The organism is Actinacidiphila sp. bgisy167, assembly GCF_965342175.1.
Taxonomy (GTDB): domain Bacteria; phylum Actinomycetota; class Actinomycetes; order Streptomycetales; family Streptomycetaceae; genus Actinacidiphila.
On record NZ_CBDRBL010000051.1, the window covers coordinates 26,299 to 47,634 of the forward strand.

General features: G+C 71.2%; 16 protein-coding genes and 6 pseudogenes. 13 read left to right on the top strand and 9 right to left on the bottom strand.

Going from position 1 to position 21,336, the window contains the following annotated elements:
• Positions 1 to 12: 12 nt before the first annotated feature.
• Complete coding sequence (locus ACRWND_RS19670; protein WP_431951133.1) at positions 13 to 816, top strand: class I SAM-dependent methyltransferase; 804 nt, start codon at positions 13 to 15, stop codon at positions 814 to 816.
• Between the two features lies 1 nt (position 817).
• Positions 818 to 1,972, top strand: a complete 1,155-nt coding sequence (locus ACRWND_RS19675; protein ID WP_431951135.1) for an acyltransferase family protein — start codon at positions 818 to 820, stop codon at positions 1,970 to 1,972.
• A gap of 70 nt (positions 1,973 to 2,042) precedes the next feature.
• On the opposite strand, the gene ACRWND_RS19680 is transcribed toward ACRWND_RS19675, so the two are convergent.
• Positions 2,043 to 2,807: an SDR family NAD(P)-dependent oxidoreductase gene (locus tag ACRWND_RS19680; RefSeq protein WP_431951137.1), complete on the bottom strand. Its 765-nt coding sequence runs from the start codon at positions 2,805 to 2,807 to the stop codon at positions 2,043 to 2,045.
• 280 nt (positions 2,808 to 3,087) lie between these two features.
• Here ACRWND_RS19680 and ACRWND_RS19685 point away from each other — a divergent pair, with 280 nt between their 5' ends.
• Together ACRWND_RS19685 and ACRWND_RS19690 are read left to right on the top strand one after the other, a co-directional pair.
• A complete protein-coding gene (locus ACRWND_RS19685) occupies positions 3,088 to 3,819 on the top strand; it encodes an SDR family oxidoreductase (protein ID WP_431951139.1) in 732 nt (243 codons plus the stop codon).
• Positions 3,820 to 3,867: 48 nt separating this feature from the next.
• Entirely contained in the window at positions 3,868 to 4,743 is an 876-nt protein-coding gene (locus ACRWND_RS19690; RefSeq protein ID WP_431951141.1) for an RNA polymerase sigma-70 factor, read from the top strand.
• Between the two features lie 57 nt (positions 4,744 to 4,800).
• Here the strand turns inward: ACRWND_RS19690 and ACRWND_RS19695 are convergent, their stop codons facing one another.
• Positions 4,801 to 5,280: a cupin domain-containing protein gene (locus ACRWND_RS19695; RefSeq protein ID WP_431951143.1), complete on the bottom strand. Its 480-nt coding sequence runs from the start codon at positions 5,278 to 5,280 to the stop codon at positions 4,801 to 4,803.
• A 469-nt stretch (positions 5,281 to 5,749) separates the two neighbouring features.
• On the opposite strand from ACRWND_RS19695, the gene ACRWND_RS19700 reads away from it, so the two are divergent.
• The 5 genes and pseudogenes from ACRWND_RS19700 to ACRWND_RS19720 all read left to right on the top strand — a co-directional run bounded on the left by ACRWND_RS19700 (position 5,750) and on the right by ACRWND_RS19720 (position 12,351).
• Positions 5,750 to 7,102: an NAD(P)/FAD-dependent oxidoreductase gene (locus tag ACRWND_RS19700; RefSeq protein ID WP_431951145.1), complete on the top strand. Its 1,353-nt coding sequence runs from the start codon at positions 5,750 to 5,752 to the stop codon at positions 7,100 to 7,102.
• A gap of 623 nt (positions 7,103 to 7,725) precedes the next feature.
• Positions 7,726 to 8,289 (top strand): annotated as a pseudogene (locus ACRWND_RS19705) (sigma-70 family RNA polymerase sigma factor); the annotation flags it as partial.
• 365 nt (positions 8,290 to 8,654) lie between these two features.
• Entirely contained in the window at positions 8,655 to 10,217 is a 1,563-nt protein-coding gene (gene qcrB / locus ACRWND_RS19710) for a cytochrome bc1 complex cytochrome b subunit (RefSeq protein WP_431951163.1), read from the top strand.
• 340 nt (positions 10,218 to 10,557) lie between these two features.
• Positions 10,558 to 11,246 (top strand): annotated as a pseudogene (locus ACRWND_RS19715) (alpha/beta hydrolase).
• 253 nt (positions 11,247 to 11,499) lie between these two features.
• Positions 11,500 to 12,351 (top strand): annotated as a pseudogene (locus tag ACRWND_RS19720) (alpha/beta fold hydrolase).
• Positions 12,352 to 12,446: 95 nt separating this feature from the next.
• Here the strand turns inward: ACRWND_RS19720 and ACRWND_RS19725 are convergent.
• Positions 12,447 to 12,905: a hypothetical protein gene (locus ACRWND_RS19725; protein ID WP_431951147.1), complete on the bottom strand. Its 459-nt coding sequence runs from the start codon at positions 12,903 to 12,905 to the stop codon at positions 12,447 to 12,449.
• Positions 12,906 to 13,010: 105 nt separating this feature from the next.
• Between ACRWND_RS19725 and ACRWND_RS19730 the strand changes: the two genes are divergently transcribed.
• From ACRWND_RS19730 to ACRWND_RS19740, 3 genes are all read left to right on the top strand, one after another.
• Complete coding sequence (locus ACRWND_RS19730) at positions 13,011 to 13,583, top strand: GNAT family N-acetyltransferase (protein WP_431951149.1); 573 nt, start codon at positions 13,011 to 13,013, stop codon at positions 13,581 to 13,583.
• Between the two features lie 65 nt (positions 13,584 to 13,648).
• Positions 13,649 to 14,059: a VOC family protein gene (locus ACRWND_RS19735; protein WP_431951151.1), complete on the top strand. Its 411-nt coding sequence runs from the start codon at positions 13,649 to 13,651 to the stop codon at positions 14,057 to 14,059.
• Positions 14,060 to 14,398: 339 nt separating this feature from the next.
• Positions 14,399 to 16,780, top strand: coding sequence for an ATP-binding cassette domain-containing protein (locus tag ACRWND_RS19740; RefSeq protein ID WP_431951153.1), 2,382 nt, complete (start codon positions 14,399 to 14,401; stop codon positions 16,778 to 16,780).
• 176 nt (positions 16,781 to 16,956) lie between these two features.
• On the opposite strand, the gene ACRWND_RS19745 is transcribed toward ACRWND_RS19740, so the two are convergent.
• Both ACRWND_RS19745 and ACRWND_RS19750 read right to left on the bottom strand, forming a co-directional pair.
• Positions 16,957 to 17,889: a carboxymuconolactone decarboxylase family protein gene (locus ACRWND_RS19745; RefSeq protein WP_431951155.1), complete on the bottom strand. Its 933-nt coding sequence runs from the start codon at positions 17,887 to 17,889 to the stop codon at positions 16,957 to 16,959.
• A gap of 561 nt (positions 17,890 to 18,450) precedes the next feature.
• A pseudogene (locus ACRWND_RS19750) lies at positions 18,451 to 18,534 on the bottom strand (IS5/IS1182 family transposase); the annotation flags it as partial.
• Positions 18,535 to 18,566: 32 nt separating this feature from the next.
• Here ACRWND_RS19750 and ACRWND_RS19755 point away from each other — a divergent pair.
• Positions 18,567 to 18,892: pseudogene (locus tag ACRWND_RS19755) on the top strand (transposase); the annotation flags it as partial.
• Positions 18,893 to 19,014: 122 nt separating this feature from the next.
• Here the strand turns inward: ACRWND_RS19755 and ACRWND_RS19760 are convergent.
• The 4 genes and pseudogenes from ACRWND_RS19760 to ACRWND_RS19775 form a co-directional block, all read right to left on the bottom strand.
• Positions 19,015 to 19,242, bottom strand: a complete 228-nt coding sequence (locus tag ACRWND_RS19760) for a hypothetical protein (protein WP_431951157.1) — start codon at positions 19,240 to 19,242, stop codon at positions 19,015 to 19,017.
• Positions 19,239 to 19,838, bottom strand: a complete 600-nt coding sequence (locus ACRWND_RS19765; RefSeq protein ID WP_431951159.1) for a YceI family protein — start codon at positions 19,836 to 19,838, stop codon at positions 19,239 to 19,241. Before ACRWND_RS19765 ends, ACRWND_RS19760 begins: the two co-directional genes overlap by 4 nt.
• A 76-nt stretch (positions 19,839 to 19,914) precedes the next feature.
• Complete coding sequence (locus ACRWND_RS19770) at positions 19,915 to 20,661, bottom strand: SDR family oxidoreductase (RefSeq protein ID WP_431951161.1); 747 nt, start codon at positions 20,659 to 20,661, stop codon at positions 19,915 to 19,917.
• 180 nt (positions 20,662 to 20,841) lie between these two features.
• Positions 20,842 to 21,336, bottom strand: a pseudogene (locus ACRWND_RS19775) (hypothetical protein); the annotation flags it as partial.

The following is a 21,336-nucleotide window of genomic DNA, read 5'->3' on the forward strand; positions in this document are numbered from 1 at the left end:
GGCCGCTTCGCCATGCCCGCCGACGCCACGTCACCGAAGAAGCTGAGGAACAACCGCTCCGCCCTCACCCACAAGGCCGGCTACGCCCTGCGCCACCCCGGGCGCATCGTCCCGTACCTGCGCCGAGCCGGCCGGGACGCGTGGCTGCACCTCAAGAACCCCGACCACGTCGGCTACTACCGCGCGGTCATGGCCTCGGACACCCGCCGCAACCCGGAGGCCGCCGTCGGCAGCCAGACCCACGACCGCTGGCTGGCGCTCGGGCGGATGCAGTTCGACTACCTCGTCGAACACGGGCTGCGCCCCGGCCACCGCATGCTCGACATCGGCTGCGGCAACCTGCGCGGCGGGTGGCGCTTCATCAGCCACCTCGACCCCGGCGACTACTACGGCATCGACATCTCGCCCGACATCCTGATAGCCGCCAAGAAGACCCTCGTCGAGCGCCGGATCCAGGACAAGCTGCCGCATCTGACCATCACCGGCGACCTCACCCTGGACTTCCTGCCCGACGACCACTTCGACGTCGTCCACGCGCACAGCGTCTTCTCCCACTCGCCTCTGGAGGTCATCGACCAGTGCCTGGCGCACGTCGGCCGTGTGCTGACCGACACCGGGTTCTTCGACTTCACCTTCGACCGCACCGAGGGCACCGAACACCAGGTGCTGCGCGAGGACTTCTACTACCGCACCGAGACCCTCTTGGAACTGGCGCGGGAGCACGGTCTGCACGCGCGGTTCATGGAGGACTGGGAGGCGCGCCCGCACGGCCAGTCGAAGATACGCGTCAGCCGCTCCCCCCTGCCCACCGCCTGAGATGGCCTCCGACACGCCTCCCGGTCCCCGGAGCGGACCGGCGCGCCTGGCCGCGATCGACGGGCTGCGCCTGGTGGCCGCGCTGATGGTGGCCGCGTACCACTTCGTCGGGACACCCACCCCGCACTTCTGGGGGAAGACCGAACTCCGGGATCTCGCGCCCTTCCTGCACGAGATCAGCCGCTACGGCTGGCTCGGCGTCGAGTTCTTCTTCGTCATCAGCGGATTCGTCATCTGCATGAGCTGCTGGGGGCGGACTCCCGCACAGTTCACCGTCTCCCGCGTCACCCGGCTCTTCCCTGCCTACTGGTGCGCCGTACTCCTCGTCGTCGCGCTCGTCCTCGTCTCGCGGATGGGCCACTGGGCCGCCGCCACCCGCGTCGACCCGCGGACCGTCCTGGGCAACCTCACGATGGCTCCGGGGCCGCTCGGACTCGACCTGGTCGACGGAGTCGCCTGGACGCTCTGGGTGGAGGCCCGCTTCTACCTGCTGATGGCCGTGCTGCTCGTCTTCGGGCTGTCGTACCGGCGGGTCGTGGTCTTCTGCGGAGGCTGGCTCCTGGCCGGCGTCATCGCCCTCGAACTCCACTCGCCCCTGATCGACGAATTCGTCCAGCCCCGCTACACCGGCCTCTTCGTCGCCGGAATCGTGCTGTACCTCATGCACAGGTTCGGGCAGAGCCTCCTGCTGTGGCTGCTGCTGGGCTTCGCCTGGTCCTACGAACTCACCGTGCTCGAACTCCGGGTGGCCGACCACGCCACCGTTCCCCCCGGCGAGAGCCGGCCCTCCTGGGCCGTCTGCGCGGCCGTGGTCACACTGTGCCTCGCGCTGGTGGCGCTGGCCGGTGTCGGACCGCTGACCAGGCTGCGATGGCGTTGGCTGGTCAGCGCCGGAGTACTCACCTACCCCTTCTACCTCGTCCACCAGAGCATCGGGATTCCCGTGGCCAAGGGGCTGCTCCGGGCCTTTCCCGGGCTGGGGCCGCTGCCGTCGATGGCGGTGTCCGTCCTCTGCATGCTGGGGCTGTCGATGCTCATCCACACGACGGTGGAGCGTCGGCTCGGGCGCCTGCTGAGGCGGCACCTGGCACTCGACATCCAGCGTCAGGCCCGCGCCGCGAAGCCGACTCCCACCCGTGCGGAAGTCACGGGCTGAACTCGAGCCCTGGCGGCGGGGCTCCCCCGAAGGCCGGCGCACGGCGCGGCAGGCCACCGCCCGATCGGGATCAGACGAGTTCCAGCCCGCCGTCGACCGTGACGACCTGGCCGGTCATGTGCGTCCGTACGGGCTCGGCGACCCGCAGGATCCACTCGGCGACATCCCTGGGTTCGGCGAGGCGGCCCATCGGGATACGGTCGCGTTCCTGGCCGATCATCGACTCGATCTCCTCGGGGGAGAGCCCCGCGGCCACCATGACGTCCGTGTCGGTCGGGCCGGGGGCTACCGCGTTCACCCGGACGCCTTCCGGCGCCAGCTCGAGGGCCCAGGTGCGGGTCAGCTGCTCCAGCGCGCTCTTGGTCGCGGCGTAGTGGCCGCCGCCGGGCAGCGGACGGTGGCCGTAGGTGCTGGACACGTTGACGATGGAGCCCGAGGTCTTCCGCAGGTGGGGAAGGGCCGTGTGGGCGAGCAGGCTCGGCGCGGTCACATTGAGCGCGAAAAGCCGGTCGATCACCGCGCGGTCGGTGTCCGCCAGGGGCATGACGGCCGTGGCGCCGGCGTTGTTCACCAGGACGTCGAGGCGCCCCCACCGCTCCACGGCGGCGTCGACGGCCGTGGCGGGGGCGCCGTCCGCGCAGATGTCGAGCGGCAGCACCTCGATGCCGCCGTGCTGCCGGGCGGTCTCCTCCAGAGCGTCCCTGCGCCGGCCCACGCCGAGGACCTTCGCCCCCGCCTCCGCGAGGGCGAGGGCGGTGGCCCGGCCGATTCCCGAGCCGGCGCCGGTGACGATCGCGGTGCGCCCCGAGAAGCGCTGGTCGGCAGAACTGGTCATGTCGGTTCCCTGATCCTTTGACGTTCGATGTTCGTCGTACATCGAACAATCTAACCCAGGAACGGTGCGTCCGGAGATCGGACGCGAGGGATGAACATCACATATCTACAGATATCGACTCCCGTTTCGTGTCACACGGTATGCCGGGAACGCTGTGTCGGTGTGCGCCCCGGTGGCGCCGAGGCCTCCGGCGGCAGGCCAGGCGCGCTGTCTGCCGCAAAGGTACGTTAAGCACGTAGATGCATTCACCGGTCATAGGCATCTGAAGATGGGCAAAGCCATGAAAATCGCAGTCATCGGCGGGACCGGGCTCATCGGCTCGCAGGTCGTCAAGGACCTTCAGAAGGCCGGGCACGAGGCCGTGCCGCACTCCCTGTCCACCGGAGTGGACCTCCTGAGCGGAGAGGGCGTCGTGGAGGCCGTCGCGGGCGCCGACGTCGTGGTCAACCTCACGAACTCGCCGACCTTCGACGAGGCCTCGCCCGCCTTCTTCCAGACGTCCATGGACAACCTGGTCGCCGCGAGCGAGAAGGGCGGCGTCGGGCACCTGGTCGTCCTCTCGATCGTGGGCGTCGACCAGGTGCCGGAGCTGGACTACTACCGGGCCAAGGTGCTCCAGGAGGACATCCTCAAGGCGAGTGCGATCCCCTACTCCATCGTCCGCGCCACGCAGTTCATGGAGTTCATGGAAGCGACGATGTCCTGGACCACCGACGGCGACACCGTACGGCTGCCGCGGACGCCGCTCCGGCCGATCGCCGCCGCCGACGTCGCGCGGATGGTCGCCGAGGTCGCCTCGGGCCCTCCGCTCAACGGGACCGTGAACATCGCCGGGCCGGAGATCTTCCCCCTCGACGAGATCGGCCGGATCACCATCGCGGCCAAGGGCGACGGACGCACCGTCGTCGTCGACGACTCCGCCGGCATGTTCGCCGTGCCCCGGGGCGACGTCCTCACCGGCGGCAGCGACGTCCGCGTCGCCCCGACCCACTACCGGGACTGGCTGTCCTGAGCGACCGGTGCGCCCCGGACGCCGGCCGCGCCGACCGAGGACGAAGCAGTGGATGACGTCGAGGACCTCCAGGAGGCGCAGGAGGAGTTCCAGGCCGCCCGCGGCAGCCTGTTCGGCATCGCCTACCGGATGCTCGGCAGCGTGAGCGAGGCCGAGGACGTCCTGCAGGACGCCTGGATCCGCTGGCAGACCTACGACCGGGCCAAGGTGGAGAATCCCCGGGCGTTCCTCGCGACGACGGTCACCAGGCTCGCGATCAACGTCCTGCAGTCGGCCAGGTCCCGCCGTGAGACCTACGTCGGGCCCTGGCTGCCGGAGCCGGTGGACACCGAGAGCGATCCCGCGCTGGGCGCCGTCAACGGGGAGGCCCTCGAGGTCGCCGTGCTGATGCTGCTGGAGAAGCTCACACCCGCCGAACGCGCGGCCTACGTCCTTCGGGAGGCGTTCGACTACCCGTACGCGCAGATCGCCGAGGTCCTCGGCCAGTCCCATGCCAATGCCCGCCAACTGGTGAGCCGGGCCCGCAAGCACCTGGCCGCGGAGAAGCGGTCGAGCATCGTGGCCGCAGACCACCAGCGGTTCCTGACGGCGTTCGTGGCGGCGGCCAGGGCGGGGGACGTGGGTGTGCTGGAGGAGATGTTCGCGGAGGACGTCGTGTCGTACTCCGACGGGGGCGGCGAGGTGCGGGCGTCGAAGTTCCCCGTGGTCGGCCGTCAGCGCGTGGCCAGGTACATCCACGCCTTCGCCGACCGCTTCTGGGCCGGCGTCGTCCTCGAGCCGCTGCAGGTGAACGGCCGGCCGGCCATGAGGCTGTCCCGCGACGGCGCCGTCGTCGCCGTCGTCACGGTGAGCGTGACACCGGAGGGCATCGACCGGGTGATGTGGATGATGAATCCGAGGAAACTCGCCGTTCTGCAGGCGTGAGCTTCGGCCCCGGCGCCCCGTCCGCGAGCGGGACCGGGGCGCCGCAGGCCGTTGCCGTCAGTCGACGAAGTACGAGTCGTGCTTGTCCAGGAAGGCGGCGCGTTCCTCCGGCGAGGCGTCCGCCAACTGGGACAGCTTCTCGAAGTACTCCTCGCGCGGCGCGCCGGGTGTGAAGAGCAGCAGCATCTCGGCCGGGGCGTCGGAGTCGTTGCGGAAGGCGTGCAGCCCGCCCTGCGGCACGTGCAGGAAGTCGCCCTCCTGCGCGTCGACCCACTCCTCGCCGTCGTAGAGGCGCACGGTGCCGTCGAGGATGAAGAAGGACTCCGAGATGGTGCGGTGGAAGTGCGTCCTCGGCCCACCCGCGTTCGGCCTCATCATGACGCGGTAGAGCCCGAACTCGCCCCGCGTCATGTCCGACGTCGCCAGGTAGTGGATGCCGTCTCCGGCCTTGCCGACGTCCGGCGCGGTGCCCGCCGGGCGGAAGTTCGCGTTGATCTCGCCGGTGTCCCCGAAGTACACCTGCTGTGGGTACGACATGCCTACCATCCCTTGCTCGCGCCGGGTGCGCCGCGGCGCACCCGCAGGGGCGGGTGCCGGCCACTGCGGCCGTCGGCGGCCACGCCCCTGCGTAAGGAGACCGGAGCCCCCGCGCCGGTGTGACAGCGGGTGCGGCGGCCCGGATGCCGGGCCCTGCCTTGGGCGCGGCGCGGCGGACGTGCAGGCCCGGAAGGTGCGGGGGACCGTGCGGTGCCGGGCGCCCGGCCCGAAGCCGCTGACGGCGACGAGCCCGACGACGTCGGGTCGCCGAGCCCGCATCGACGTCTCGCCGCGGCCGCACCGACGTCTCGCCGCTGCTCTCCAGCCTAACGGCGCGGGATGTCGGGCGCGTCCCGCTGAGCTCGTCGGACCGGTGGAAGCGCACGCCGGCGACGACGGTCCCCCGTCGGCCGTCACACCGAAGGGGGCTGACCGGTCTTCTCTGTGACGCAGAGAAACAGAGGGAACCATGCGCGAGATCCTGATCGTCGGCGGCGGCTACGCGGGCTTCTACACGGCCTGGGGTCTGGAGAAGAAGCTCCGGCCCGGGGAAGCACGGGTCACCGTCGTCGACCCGCGTCCCTACATGACCTACCAGCCCTTCCTGCCCGAAGTGACCGCCGGTTCAGTGGAGGCACGCCACGCCGCCGTATCGCTGCGGCGCCACCTGCGCACGTCGCGCCTGATCGCGGGGAGCGTGACCGGCATTCGGCACGCCGACCGGAAGGTGACCGTGCGGCCGGTGAAGGGCGAGGAGTACGAACTCCGCTACGACACACTGGTCGTCACCGCCGGCGCCGTGACCCGCACCTTCCCCGTCCCGGGCCTGGCCGAGAACGCCATCGGCCTCAAGCACGTCGAGGAGGCGGTCGCCATCCGCGACCGGCTGCTGACGGCGTTCGACCAGGCGGCCTCGCTGCCGCCCGGTCCCGAGCGGCGCAAGCTGCTCACCGTCACCTTCGTGGGCGGCGGCTTCTCCGGCGTCGAGGGCTTCGGCGAGCTGCTGTCGCTGGCGACCGCGATGCTCCGGTCGTACCCCGAACTGAGCCTGGGGGAGCTGTCGTTCCACCTGGTCGAGGCCCGGGGCAGGATCCTGCCCGAGGTGAGCGACGAGCCCGGCGCCTGGGTCGTGCGCCACCTGGAGCGCCGCGGCGCCCATGTGCACCTGAACACCCGGCTGCTCTCCGCCGAGGACGGACATGTCGTGCTCTCCAGCGGGGAGGAGTACGACTCGGAGCTCATCGTCTGGACCGCGGGCAACGCATCGAACCCCGTGGTGCACAACCACACCGACCTCCCGGTCGACGAGCGCGGGCTGCTCGTCGTGCGACCCGACCTGCGGGTGGGCACGGACGCCGAGGCGGTGCCGGACGTGTGGGCGGCCGGGGACGACGCGGCGGTGCCCGACCTCGCGTCGCCCGTGCCGGGAGCGCACACGGTGCCCAACGCCCAGCACGCCGTGCGGCAGGGCAGGCGGCTGGCCGGGAACATCGTCGCGAGCCTGCGCGGCGGCGCCGTCCGCGACTACCGCCACAGCAGCCTGGGCGTGGTCGCCACGCTGGGCCTGGGGCGCGGCATCTTCCAGTACAAGGGCATCGTCATCAAGGGCTTTGCGGCCTGGCTGATGCACCGCGGCTACCACGTACTCGCCGTGCCGACATGGGAGCGGAAGGTCAGGGTGCTCACCGTGTGGCTCACCGCCGCCATGTTCGGCCGGGACCTCGTCTCGCTCGCCTCGGTGCAGCACCCGCGGGACGCCTTCGTCACCAGCGCCGCCCCCGAGAGGCCCCTGCGGCGGACGGACGACCGCGCGACCGCCTGACGGCGCGTCCGTCGCCTCCAGGGGCTTGGCGAGCTCCTGGAGGCGACGCGTGTCCGGACGCGCACCCTCCGACCGTCGCCGTGTCACCCTCCGTGATCCCGGCGTTCGCGCACACGGACAGGGGGCGGGAGTGAACACCGTGTCACGCGTCGCGATAGAGCATGGGGAATTAAGCGTGCGCTGCCCCGTCAGGTGCCGAAAGTCGTTGGTGGTATGCGGCTTACACCCGGTATGCGATATGTAGAGGCGGTGGGTTCCGGGCTCCTGAGTGCCTGTGTGAAGCCGACCGGTTTCGTTGTTTCCGTTGTCGTTGACGCTCTTCTCCTTCCTTTCTGTCACATGACCGGGCTCCAGGCGGTCTATTCAGTGGATGTGATGGGAGAAATAGTGACGTTCAGTGACCGGAGCCCGGTGCAGTGGCCAACCCTGTGAAACAACGTGTGACATCTTCTCGTCGCACGGCCGGGGGCTGCCCGACCATGGCCTCTGATCGGATGGGTGACGTGTGCGCGTGCCCACCGCCCGGCAGCGGAGAGGCCCTGCCGGGGGACGGCAGCCCCGACACGGCGGACGGCGAGCCACCCGCGTCACCCCAGGGTCTCGACGAGGCCGCAGGCGTCTTCATGGGACTCCAGCCCCGTCTGTTCGGCATCGCGTACCGCGTGCTCGGCAGTGCGGTCGAGGCCGAGGACGTGGTGCAGGAGGTCTGGCTGCGCTGGCAGAGGACCGACCGCTCCGCCGTGCTCAACCCGGCCGCCTTCCTCTCCACCACGACGACCCGCCTCGCCATCAACGTCGCCCAGTCGGCCCGGGTGCGGCGGGAGACCTACGTAGGGCCCTGGCTACCCGAGCCCGTCGACACGAGTGCGGACCCCGAGGTGGGCGCTCAGCGGGCCGAGGCAGTGGAACTCGCCCTGCTGCTGGTGCTGGAACGGCTGACCCCCGCCGAACGCGCCGCCTATGTGCTGCGGGAGGCCTTCGACTACGAATATCCGGAGATCGCCGACATACTGCAGGTCAGTCTCGTCAATGTGCGCAAGATCGTCAGCCGGGCCCGCAGGCATGTGACGGGAGAGCCGAGGGCCGATGTGGACGCCGCCGAGCACCGACGTCTGCTGCGGGTCTTCGTCTCCGCGGCCAGGACCGGGGACGTCGCGCCCCTGGAGGCCCTGCTCGCGCCGACCGCCGGGGGCCGGCGACGAGAGTGCGACGGCCTGGCCGGTGCGGGACCGGCCCTGGTGGCCGCAGGCGGGGTCAGGAGCCGGTGACGAGGCCCACCGGGCGAGCCGGGGGGTTCCAAGGCCGGAGCTTGTCGGGGTTCAGCACGACCCAGACCACGGTTCTCCGCCATGACCGCGCAGGCGGCGCACGTCACAACACGGCCGCCCGACCGGTCGTATGCGCGGAAGGCGCACAAAGAGTGCCGTTTTGCGATCCGCCGTAGGTGAATCATGAATGGTGACACGAACATCGGAAGCGGTAGCCGTCCCGCCGGGCCGCATCAGGGGGCAGGGGCACGGGGGCGAAGGCCGCGGCCTGGTTCCGCGGGCGTCTGGGCGCCGAGACCGACCCCCGATCGTCCGTCAGGCAGAAGGTGCTTCCCAGTCACTGGTCCTTCATGCTGGGGGAGATATCCCTCTACAGCTTCTTCGTCCTCGTCCTGACGGGCGTCTACCTCTCTCTGTACTTCCACCCGTCCATGACGCCGGTGGAATACCACGGCAGTTATGCGCCGCTGCGGGGCCGGACGGTGTCCGAGGCCTTCGACTCCACGATGCGCATCTCCTTCGACGTGCGCGGGGGCCTGCTCATACGCCAGGCCCACCACTGGGCGGCGCTGATCTTCGTCGCCAGCATGCTCGCCCACATGCTGCGGGTCTTCTTCACCGGCGCGTTCCGCAAGCCGCGCGAACTCACCTGGGTGCTCGGCTTCTCGCTGCTCGTCCTCGGCATGTTCGAGGGCCTGACCGGCTACGACCTCCCCGACGACCTGCTGTCCGGGACCGGGCTCATGGTCGTGAACGGGACCACCCTCTCCGTCCCCGTCGTCGGCACCTACCTGTCGATGTTCCTCTTCGGCGGCGCGTACCCGGGCACGGAGCTGATCGCGCGCTTCAACACGCTGCACGTCGTGGTGATACCCGCCCTCATGGTCGCGCTCCTCGTCGCCCACCTGGTGCTGGCGCGTCGCCACCGGCACACCCAGTACCCCGGTCCCGGCCGTACGGAGCGGAACGTCGTCGGTCTGCCCTGGCGTGTGTACGCGGTGAAGTCGGGAGCGTACTTCCTGCTCGTCGCCGGCGTCATCCTCATCATCGCCTCGAGCGCCCAGATCAACCCCGTCTGGCTGTACGGCCCGTACCGGCCCGACCAGGTCACCGCGGGCTCGCAACCCGACTGGTACATGGGGGTCCTCGACGGACTGCTGCGCGTGATGCCCGGCTGGGAGCCCGCCTTCTGGGGCCACACCTGGGCCCTGGACAACCTCGTTCCCCTCCTCGCCGGCGCCGGGCTCTTCCTCGCCCTGGGCGCCTACCCGTTCGTCGAGGCCTGGGTCACCGGGGACGGCGGGTGCGACCACCATCTGCTCGACCGGCCGCGCAACCGGCCGGTGCGCACCGCCCTGGGGGCGGCCTGGGTCAGCGTGTACGCGGTGGCCCTGCTCGGAGCCGCCAACGACCTGATCGCCGTCCGGCTGCACCTGTCGGTCAACGCCGTGACCTGGGCCGTCAGGATCGGCCTGTTCGCGGTGCCGTTCGCCGTCTACGTCGTGACGAAGCGCTGGGCGCTCGCCCTCCAACGCGCGGACCGTGACCAGGTGCTGCACGGACGCGAGACCGGGACCATCAAGCGGATGCCGTACGGCGCGTATGTGGAGGTGCACCAGCCGCTCGGCCGGGACAAGCTCCACACCCTCACCCAGCACGAGCAGTACGCTCCCGTCCGCCTCTCCCCGGACGGCGATCACGGTCGGGTCGAGCGGCTGCGGGCGCTGCTCAGCAGGGGGCTCTACGGACCGGGCACGCAGATTCCCAGGCCGACCGTGCGGGAGTACGAGGAGTCCGTCCATCACGGTGGCGGTGACGGCGACGGCGACGGCGGAGTTTCGCGGTGATCTGTGACGTTTTCGCGTGTTCTCCTGTCCTTCAGGGTGAAGAAAAACGCACGAAAGTGTCGACTTTGGGAGTTCGCAGATGAGCAAGCCCGTTCTCGAGCCCGCGGCCCAGGCCGTGGCGGACGCCACGGCGAAGCCGCCTTTCCTCCACGAACTCGGTCCGGAGCGCGCCCGCAGGGTGCTCGACGACCTCCAGGCGGCACCGGTCGAGAAGTACGAGGTCCAGGAGAAGTGGCTCACGGTGCCGGCCCAGGTGGGTGACGTCCGGGTGCGCGTCGTCAAGCCCGTGGGCGCGGACGAGGTCCTGCCGGTCGTGCTGTATGTGCACGGCGGAGGCTGGGTGCTCGGCAACGCCGGGACCCACGACCGTCTCGTGCGGGAGATCGCCGTCCTGGCGCGCGCCGCGGTGGCGTTCGTGGAGTACGACCGCTCCCCAGAGGCCCGCTACCCGGTCGCGATCGAGCAGGCGTACGCGACGGCCCGCTGGGTCATCTCCGAGGGCGCGGACGAGGGCCTGGACGCCTCCCGTATGGCCGTCGCCGGCGACTTTGTCGGCGGCAACATGGCCGCCGCCCTGGCCATCATGGCCAAACAGCGCGGCGACGTGTCCCTCGTCCACCAGTCGCTCTACTACCCGGTGACCGACGCGGCCCAGGCACCGACAGCTACCGGGAGTTCGCGCACGGCCCGCATCTGACCGCCAAGGCCATGGCCTGGTTCTGGGACTGCTACACCACCGACCCGGCGGAGCGGGCACAGATCACCGCCTCGCCGCTGCGGGCGAGCCTGGCGGACCTCGAGGGGCTGCCGCCCGCGCTGGTCATCACCGACGAGAACGACGTCCTGCGCGACGAGGGCGAGGCATACGCCCGCAAACTGACCCTGGCCGGCGTCCCCACGGTCAGCGTCCGCTACAACGGCACGCTGCACGACTTCATGATGCTCAATCCCGTCCGTTCCACGCAGGCGACCGCCGCCGCGGTGGCGCAGGCGACCCGCACGCTGCACGCCGCGCTGCACACGGACTGACCACCACCGGATAGCGGAGCCGGGCCGCGCCGTCCCGGAGGCCGGCGGGGAGTAACCCCCGCTCCGGGCCGCCCCCACCGCGGCCCGGCGGGAGGCGCCGCCCGCCGGTATCTCAAGCGGCCCGGAACCGCACGTCCCCTCCGGCGGCCGCGAGCCACTCCACCCGTAACGGCGGTCACCGCCGTGTCCACCACCGGCCTTTGTCCCCAGGCCGGATGACACCTTTGTCCCCTGCCTCGAAAGGGCCGATCCTGTGAACCGTCATGCCTGTTACCGGACCATCCGGACCCCGTTCACCGTGCTGGCGACGGTGACCGTCGCCGCCGGTCTCCTCAGCGCTGTCGTGGCGCCCGCCGGCGCCGCCAAGGGCCGCGCCCATGCCCCCACGCAGCACCGCAAGCCGACCGTCGTCCTCGTCCACGGCGCGTTCGCCGACTCCTCGAGCTGGAACGGCGTCGTCAAGAGGCTGAAGCACGCCGGCTACCCCGTGGTGGCCGCGGCCAACCCGCTGCGCGGGCTGAGCAGCGACGCCGCCTACGTCAGGGAACTCGTGGACAGCGTCGAGGGCCCCGTGGTGCTCGCCGGCCACTCCTACGGCGGCGCCGTGATCTCCAACGCCGCCTACGGCTCGGACAAGGTCAAGGCCCTCGTCTACCTCGCCGCCTTCCAGCCCGACAAGGGCGAGGACGCCTTCACCCTGTCGCTGAAGTTCGACGGCAGCACGCTGGGCGGCGCGCTCAAGCAGACGCCGGTCACCATGCCGGACGGCTCCAAGGGCGTGGACCTCTCCATCGACCAGGCCGCGTTCCACGAGTAGTTCGCCGCGGACGTCCCTGCGCCCACCGCGCAGATCATGGCCGCCACGCAGCGCCCTGTGTCCGGTACCGCGCTGAACGAGCCCTCCGGTGAGCCCGCGTGGAAGACCATCCCGTCCTGGGCCCTCGTGGCCTCCGCCGACCGGAACATCCCCCGCAACCTCCAGGTCTTCATGGCCGAGCGCGCCGAGTCCCACGTCGAGGAGGTCCGGTCCTCCCATGCGGTGAGCGTGTCACACCCGAAGGAGTCGGCCCGCATCATCGAGGAAGCCGCGCGGTCGGTCCGCTGACGGCGGCCCGGTGGCCGCGCCTGCGGAGCGGCGCATCAGGCACCGACGCAGGCCGCGCCCAGGCCGCGCCCAGGCGGCGCGGCAGCGCGTGGAGCTCACCCGCGCATGGCCGGGACGCCGGCCGCCCGCTCCGCGCGCTCGGTCAGCGCGAGGAGGCCGACCGCGGGCTTCGACGCGAGCGCGTCAGCCGCGAGCGCACCCGCGTCGACCGCCTCGGCGGGCCGGTCCGCCGACCGCGCGAACCCTGTGACCACCCAGCGGCCGCCGGCGGGCGATGCCGAGTCCTCACGCCACGCCCAGCGCGCTCCGTGCGCGCTGACCAGGAACTCTCCGACGCAGGCGGTCAGCAGCCCGTGCAGCCGCGTCCAGTCCTCCCCGTCGAGGAGAGCGGGTATCTCGCGGGCCAGGATCTCGTCGAGTACCCGGACCGCCCCGACGGGATCGGTCCGCAGCATCCCGGGAGCGTGCCCGTGACCGGCCAGGAGGTCGCGGACCCGGCCATGGCATGCGGCGGCCCACTCGGCGACGTCCAGGGCGGCGGTATCGGCACTCATACCCGCAGGGATATCAGAGCCGGTCCGACCGGCCGCGCGCAGCCCCCCACGTCGCCAAGCGATATTGCGTTGTCGGGCCCCGAGGCTCCACGAGAGCATCCGAGGATGGACGCACCCGCCGAGATCCTCAGCTCCGAACGAGTCCACCTGCGCCGCTGGCACGCCGGCGACCTCGACGCCCTGGACCGCGCCATCAGCGAGTCCCTGCACCACCTGATTCCCTGGATGCCCTGGGCCGCCGCCCACGGGAGGGACGACACCGCCGCGTACCTGGCCCGCAGCGACGAGGAGTGGGCGGCCGGCGAGGGCTTCGCCTACGCCATCACGTCGCAGGGCGCCGTGATCGGCAGCTGCGGCCTCCACCGCCGCATCGGCGCAGGCGGTCTGGAGATCGGGTACTGGCTCCACCCCGCGTGGACCGGGCGCGGCCTCGCCACACAGGCCGCCGCTGCCCTCGTCGGCCAGGGCTTCGCGCTGCCCGGCATCGACCGGCTGGAGATCTGCCACGACGCCGCCAACACGGCCAGTGGTGCTGTCGCCCGGCGCCTCGACTTCACCGAGGCCGCGCGCTTCCCCGTGCCGCAGGGGCCCGCCACTCCAGGGGAGTCCGGGGTCGACGTCGTGTGGCGGATGACGGCCGACCAGTGGCGTCCGCCCGTGCCGGACCCCGCTCCATAGCGGCGGCGCGGATCGGTCAGGAATGGAGAAGCCCCCCGGAGCGGGCCGCGGCTAGCGTGATGGCCATGGACATCACCATTCACTGGACGTTCCTCCCGCACACCGACCCCGAGGCCACGCTGGCCTTCTACCGGGACCTCCTCGGCTTCAAGGTCCGCAGTGACGTCGGCTACGGCGACATGCGCTGGATCACCGTCGGCCCCGCCGACCAGCCCGGTACGTCGATCGTCCTCGAGCCGCCCGCCGCCGATCCGGGCATCACCGAGGACGAGCGCCGCACCATCACCGGGATGATGGCCAAGGGCACCTACGCCCGTGTCGTTCTGGCCACACCCGACCTCGACGGGGTCTTCGAGCAGCTGGTCGCCGGCGGCGCCGAGGTCGTCCAGGAGCCGACGGAGCAGCCGTACGGGGTCCGCGACGCGGCGTTCCGCGACCCGGCGGGCAACATGATCCGCTTCAACGAGGTCCGCTGACCGGTCTGTGAGGCCCCGCTCCCGGTGCCGTGCCGGCAGTGCCCGCGGTTCCCTCCCGGGAACCCGCCCGCCGCGCGTTCCGTTCGACGGAGACCCGGGACGGGACCGCGACGGAGATCCGGGACGGGACCGCGACGGGGACGGGCCGGGCCGGCCGGGACCGCGACGCGGACACAACGGGAGCGGAGCGGCCCGGCGGACGGCTACCGTGGCCGCGACCGCCCGACGCGCGACCGCAGGGCGCGCACCGCCCGCGGCGGGCCGGAGACGGCCCGCGACATCCACGGGGACCGCGTGGCGGCGCCCCGCGCACACGAGACAGATGGAGAGACGACCAGCATGGCCGAGAAGGCGGACGCGCAGTCGCCTGCGCCGCACGTTGCCGACAGCCACGATCTGATCCGCGTGTACGGCGCGCGTGAGAACAACCTCAAGGACGTCAGCGTCGAGATCCCCAAGCGCCGGCTGACGGTGTTCACCGGTGTCTCCGGCTCCGGCAAGAGCTCGCTCGTCTTCAACACGATCGCCGCGGAGTCCCAGCGGCTGATCAACGAGACCTACAGCGCCTTCGTGCAGGGCTTCATGCCGACGCTGGCGCGGCCCGAGGTGGACGTCCTCGACGGGCTGACGACCGCGATCACCGTCGACCAGCAGCGGCTGGGCGCCGACCCCCGCTCCACGGTCGGCACCGTCACCGACGCCAACGCCATGCTGCGCATCCTCTTCAGCCGGTTGGGCACCCCGCACATCGGCCCGCCCAGCGCCTACGCCTTCAACGTCCCCTCCGTCCACGCCAGCGGCGCGATCACCGTCGAGCGCGGCGCGAGCAGGGCCGAGAAGGTCGTCTTCACCCGCACCGGCGGCATGTGTCCGCGCTGCGAGGGCCGGGGCACGGTCTCCGACATCGACCTCGGCCAGCTCTACGACGCCGCCAAGTCGCTCAACGAGGGCGCCATCACCGTGCCCGGCTACAAGGGCGGCGGCTGGAACTCCCGGCTCTACGCGGAGTCCGGCTTCTTCGACCCGGACAAGCCGATCAGCGAGTTCACCCAGCGCGAGCTGCACGACTTCCTGCACCGCGAGCCGACCCGGATGAAGATCGCCGGGATCAACATGACCTACGAGGGGCTGATCCCGCGGGTCCAGAAGTCGATGCTCTCCAAGGACAGGGAGGCGATGCAGCCCCACGTCCGCGAGTTCGTGGACCGCGCAGTCGCCTTCACCACCTGCCCCGACTGCGACGGCACGCGGCTCAGCGAGGGCGCCCGGGAGTCGAGGATCGCCGGGACCAGCATCGCCGACGCCTGCGCGATGCAGATCAGCGACCTTGTCGAGTGGGTGCGGGGCCTGGACGAGCCCTCGGTCGCCCCGCTGCTCACCAAGCTGCAGCACACCCTCGAGTCGTTCGTGGAGATCGGCCTCGGCTACCTCTCGCTCGAGCGGCCCTCGGGCACGCTCTCGGGCGGCGAGGCGCAGCGCGTCAAGATGATCCGCCACCTCGGCTCCTCCCTCACCGACACCACCTACGTCTTCGACGAGCCCACCACCGGACTGCACCCGCACGACATCCAGCGGATGAACGGCCTGCTGCTGCGCCTGCGCGACAAGGGCAACACCGTGCTCGTCGTGGAGCACAAGCCGGAGACGATCGCCATCGCCGACCACGTCGTCGACCTCGGCCCCGGCGCCGGAACCGCCGGCGGCACCGTCTGCTTCGAGGGCGACGTCGACGGGCTGCGCGCCAGCGGCACCATCACCGGCCGCCACTTCGACGACCGCGCCTCGCTGAAGGAGACGGTGCGCAAGCCCACCGGGCACCTGGAGGTCAGGGGCGCCGCGGCGCACAATCTGCGCGACGTCGACGTCGACGTCCCGCTCGGGGTGCTCACCGTCATCACGGGTGTGGCCGGCTCCGGCAAGAGCTCGCTGGTGCACGGGTCCATCCCCGCCGGCGCCGGTGTCGTGTCCGTCGACCAGAGCCCCATCCGCGGGTCGCGGCGCAGCAACCCGGCGACCTACACCGGGCTGCTCGACCCGATTCGCAAGGCGTTCGCCAAGGCCAACGACGTCAAGCCCGCGCTGTTCAGCGCCAACTCCGAAGGCGCCTGCCCCACCTGCAACGGCGCCGGCGTGGTCTACACGGACCTGGCGATGATGGCCGGCGTCGCCAGCACCTGCGAGGAGTGCGAGGGCAAGCGCTTCCAGGCGTCCGTGCTGGAGTACCACCTCGGAGGGCGTGACATCAGCGAGGTGCTCGCCATGTCGGTCACCGACGCCGAGCGGTTCTTCGGCGCCGGCGAGGCCCACACCCCCGCGGCGCACCGCATCCTCGGCCGACTGGCCGACGTCGGACTCGGCTACCTCAGCCTGGGCCAGCCCCTCACCACGCTGTCCGGCGGTGAGCGGCAGCGCCTGAAGCTGGCCACGCACATGGCCGACAAGGGCGGCGTCTACGTCCTCGACGAACCCACCGCCGGTCTGCACCTCGCCGATGTGGAGCAGCTGCTCGGCCTGCTGGACCGCCTCGTCGACTCCGGCAAGTCCGTCATCGTCGTCGAGCACCACCAGGCGGTCATGGCGCACGCCGACTGGATCATCGACCTCGGCCCCGGGGCGGGCCACGACGGCGGCCGGATCGTCTTCGAGGGCACCCCGGCGGAGCTCGTCGCCGCCCGCTCCACCCTCACCGGCCGCCATCTCGCGGCCTACGTCGGCGCCTGAGGCGCGAGGCAAGGGCGCGACAGCGCGGGGCCGGGGCGAGCGAGCCCCGGCCCTCAGCGCATGGGCGATCGGCGGCGCCGGGCCGCCCGCCCATCGTCCCGGCAGGATGGTGACCCTGGTCGGGAACGCCGAGGGCGGCGGGGTGGCACGCCAGCGACCAGGTCGCGGCGACGAGGTCAGCGTGTTCCGTGCGGTTCGTCTCCGTAGACCTGGGTCACCTCTACGTCCAGAACGGTCGCGATGCGACCGAACGACCAGTAGTAGCCGGTGACCTGCAGGATTTCGACGATCTCGCGATCGCTGAAGTGCCGACGAGCCAGCTCGAAGACTTCGTCGCTCACGCGAGGCTGCTGGACGACCTCCCTCGTCAGGCGAAGGAGGGCCCGTTCTGCCGGAGAGAAGCCCGGGGTTTCGAAATCCCGCTCGCGAATGCTTCGCTGAAGTTCGGGGCCGACTTCGGCCGACACCGCTATCGGGCGGTGCTGGGCAGCGATGAAATCGCACTCAACATATTCCGCCACGGCGAGGATGACGAGCTCGCGGTGGCGTGCTGAGAGCTGAAGCCTGGTGAATTGCGCGCGTGCCAGTTCCACGAAAGGCTTCACGGTCCCGGTCGACAGCGACATCATCTTGACCATCGGGTCCGGTGGCAGTGAGGTCAGGAAGTCACGGACGTCGTCGGGGAAGGAAGCTGTGTCCGGGTCGGGCAGTCGAGGCATGGTGACCATCCAATCGGTTGAGTGGAGCTTTCGGTCGGTGATGGGAAATCCGGCTTCGTTCAGCGTCGCGAATCGGCCGTCGGGAGCGTAGGTTCCCACGATGTAGATTTCGGCCCGTTCGCGCGACCCGTCGTGCTTGACGACGTCGAGCGTGTGACGCTCCGCGTAGCTGGTTCCGCTGCGCAACTCATCGAGCACGACGACCGTTCCCTCTGCGATCTCCGAACGCGCCATGCGTGCCATCTCGGCGAATTCCTCCCGGACGCGGACGTTGCCGCTGTTGCGATGCACATAGCCGGAAGCGAAGTACTTGTCCAGGACGAGATCGACGTCCTGTGTCTGGTCGAAGACCAGCTCCTGGAGGGCGTCGCTGATGCGGGCGTAATTCATGGTGCGTTCCTTTTGTCGAGTGCGGTCACCTCCAGGCCGTCGGCTCCGCGGCGACCAGAAAGACGGGCGACACGACAACCGGACTGAAGGGTCCACTTATAACCGTACTCGATGGTCCGGTTGACTCTCCCGCCTGCCGGATGTGAGTCGAGTCACGGCCGCCACTCGAGCTCTGCGTCGTGGGTCGGCCAGATGGCGTCGAAGATGTGCAGGCTGGTGATCAGGTAGACGCGCACGATGGTCGGTTTCCCGGTGCTCAAGTCGCGTCGCCGCCGTCCGACGTGGCTGAACACATACAGTGCGCCCGCGGCCAGGATGCCTGCCTGCCTGCCTGCCGCATCCGCCGCCGAGCGCCTTGCGCCAGTGCGGCGACCTGACGGATCGCGTCGCGGTGGTGTGGTCGCAAGTGCGGTGCCCGAGCGGGATGTCCCGCCAGGGCAGCTTCCTGACCTGGGCGTACAGGCCCGTGGGGGAGGCAGCCGCGAGGCGGTGCCCTCAGTGGGGTCGTTTCCGCGCCGCTGCTCCCTGAACCGGCCGTGCGCGTTTCCCCGCATCCGGCTCTGAGCTCCGCGGGCAGCCGGGGCCAGACACCGGCTCCATCCAGTCCCGCAGTCGGCGCCAGGCGGTCACGCCCGAGCAGCCCACCCCACCGGCGGCGCGTCGTGTCAGGCCGCGGCTGCGCGATTGACGGCTCCCATGTCAGAGCCCTTATAGGGGGAGCTTGTCGGGCCTTCGCCGGTCGACCGGGCCCCGCCCCGGCTCCAAGCACCACCTGATCGTCGGCCGCCGTGATAGCCCGCTCGCCGTGTCCCTGGCCGGCGGGAACCGGCATGATGTCACGCAACTGATGCCGCTGCTGGACGCGATCCCCCGAATGCGAGCCCTTCGAGGCCGCCCACGCGGCAAGCCCAAGCGACTGTCTGCCGACCGCGGCTACGACCATGGGCGCCGACGTGGTACGGGCGACACAGGAGACGGCCGGCGTCGGCCGATTCGGCCGGGTCACCGGCCCCGAGGGCGACCGGGTGGAACTGTGGCAGCCGGCCTGACAGCGCCCCTGCCCGGGTCCTGACCGCGCCTCACCGCGCGTACTGGCAGGGCGTCAGCCGAAGTCCTGACGGAAGATCAGCCCGAATCCTGACCTGGGCGCTCCTCGCCCGTGGCCGGGTCGGGGAGGAGGCCGGAGGCGCGCAGTCCGGCCAGGGCCGCGGCGACGGCGGCCATGCGCGCGGTGACCTCCGCGAGTTCGCGGCGGAGCTCGATGACGCGCCGCTCCAGTGCGACGGCCTGGGCGGAGAGGGCCGCGACGGTGGCCGACGGGTCGGGGTGGTTGCGCGGGGAGTGGGACGTCATCGGGCCTCCGGGCCAAGTCGTAGTGCGCACAAGCGGAGTTCGAGCCGTATCTCGTCGCCGGGCGGGATGCCGCGGACCGCCGGGGGCACGCTTCCGGCAAGGCCCCAGTCGCGGCGCCGGATCGTGGCCGATCCCTCGAAACCGATCCGCCGCCGGCCGCCGGCGTCGTGGGCGACGCCGAGGTAGCCGAGGTCGAGGCGCAGCGGCAGCTCCACGTCCTTGATCCTCACGGGCCCCGTCACGCGGAAGCGGTCTGCGCCGGAGGGGGCGACCGCGGTCGAGCGGAAGACCATGAGGGGGAAGGCCGCGGAGTCCAGGAAACGGGGGCCCGCGATGCGCGCGTCCCGCGCCGCGAGGCCCGTGTCGAGGCTGCCGGACTGCACGCTCACATGGGCCTCGGAGCGGCCCGGCCGCCGCGCGTCGATCCGCAGGAACCCTTCGAAGTCCCTGAATCCGCCCCGCACATCGGGCCCCGCGGCGTGCCGGAAGGAGAAGCCGACCGCGCTGTCGACCGGGTCGAAGACATACGCACCGGACAGATCCGCGAGGGGAGGGCGGCTGCCGTGGAGCGCATAGCGCGCGCAGTTTCCGGGCATGGCGCATCGACCTCTTCGTACGGGGGACTCGGGAGGCGGCGGTGGCCCCTGCGGCGGGCGGGGGCCACCGGCAAGGTCACCGCTGCCGCTCGAACCAGTCGGAGAAGCGGGTCGCGGCGAGTTGCGCGCCGGGACCCGGGACGAGGGAGTCGTCTCGCAGCTCGGACCCGTAGTACCGGGCGTGCGGGTCCGCGACGACCGTGCGGGGGTCGTCCTGGGCGGCCAGTACCTCACGGACCAGCTCGTCGAACCGGAACACGTCCGGGCCGGCGATCTCCACCACGCCGCCCAGGGGCGTGCCGACCGCGGTGCGGGTGACGGCCGCGGCCACGTCGTCGGAGGCGATGGGCTGGAACTTCACGGGCGCGATGCGCACCGTGTCGCCCTCGGTCCCCGCGTCCGCGATGCCGTTGACGAACTCGAAGAACTGGGTGGCGTGGACGATGGAATAGGGGATGCCCGACGCCTTGATCAGCTCTTCCTGGGCCAGCTTGGCGCGGAAGTAGCCGTTGTCCGGGAGCCGGTCGGTGCCGACGATGGAGAGCGCGACGTAGTGGGTGACACCGGCCTCGGCGTTCGCCTTCACGAGGTTGCCGGTGCAGGTGCGGAAGAAGTGCATCACGGCCTCGTCGTCCCACGCGGGCGCGTTGGAGACGTCGACCACGACCTGTGCCCCCTGCAGGACCTCGGCCAGGCCCTCACCGGTCAGGGCGTTGACGCCGGTGTTGGGGGAGGCCGCGACGGCCTCGTGCCCCTGCTCCTGGAGCGTGCCGACGACCTTCGAGCCGATCAGCCCGGTTCCGCCGATGACTACGACCTTCATGATGGAGTGTCCTCTCGGATGTTCTCGTGCGCGGGGCTCCGTGCGGGGCGACCGTGCGGTGAGCGGCCCACCGGCACCGGCCGGTACGTGTCCGCAGGTGAGACCGGGTGGCGTAGCGATCTGTGACAGGGGCCCGGCGTCGGCGGGCCCCCGGTGCCTCACAAAGCGGGACCGGCGCCGCTACTCGACGAGCTTGCCCTCGGTGGAGACCTCCTGCATCAGGGCGGCGATCTCCTCGGGGACGGCCGGGATGCTCTCGCGGGTGACGCCCGTGGTGGGCGACCAGACCAGGTTGACCCGCAGCGCGGGGTCCGTCTCCGGGTAGTCGCTGCGGTTGTGGCAGCCGCGGGTCTCGCGCCGCTCCAGCGCCGACTCCAGCGTGGCGCGCGCCGCCAGGGCGGCGGACTCGGTTGTCGTTGAGAGGCCGCGCGGAGAGGCGGGGCGGCGTCGCGGGTCGACGGCTCTCGCCGGGCGGCGTGTCGTCGGTCGCCGCAGCTTTGCCGCGTCTGCCTTCTCCGCCTCGCCGGACGCGGCTCCCGCCCCGCTGTGTGGCTCACCCCACCTGTCCGCACGGCCTCTCAGTGACGACCGGGCGGCCGGGCCGTCTGTGACACCGCGGAGCGGCGGGGGAGGCGCGGAAAGCAGGTGTGGGGGGGGTGGGGGGGTATCACAACC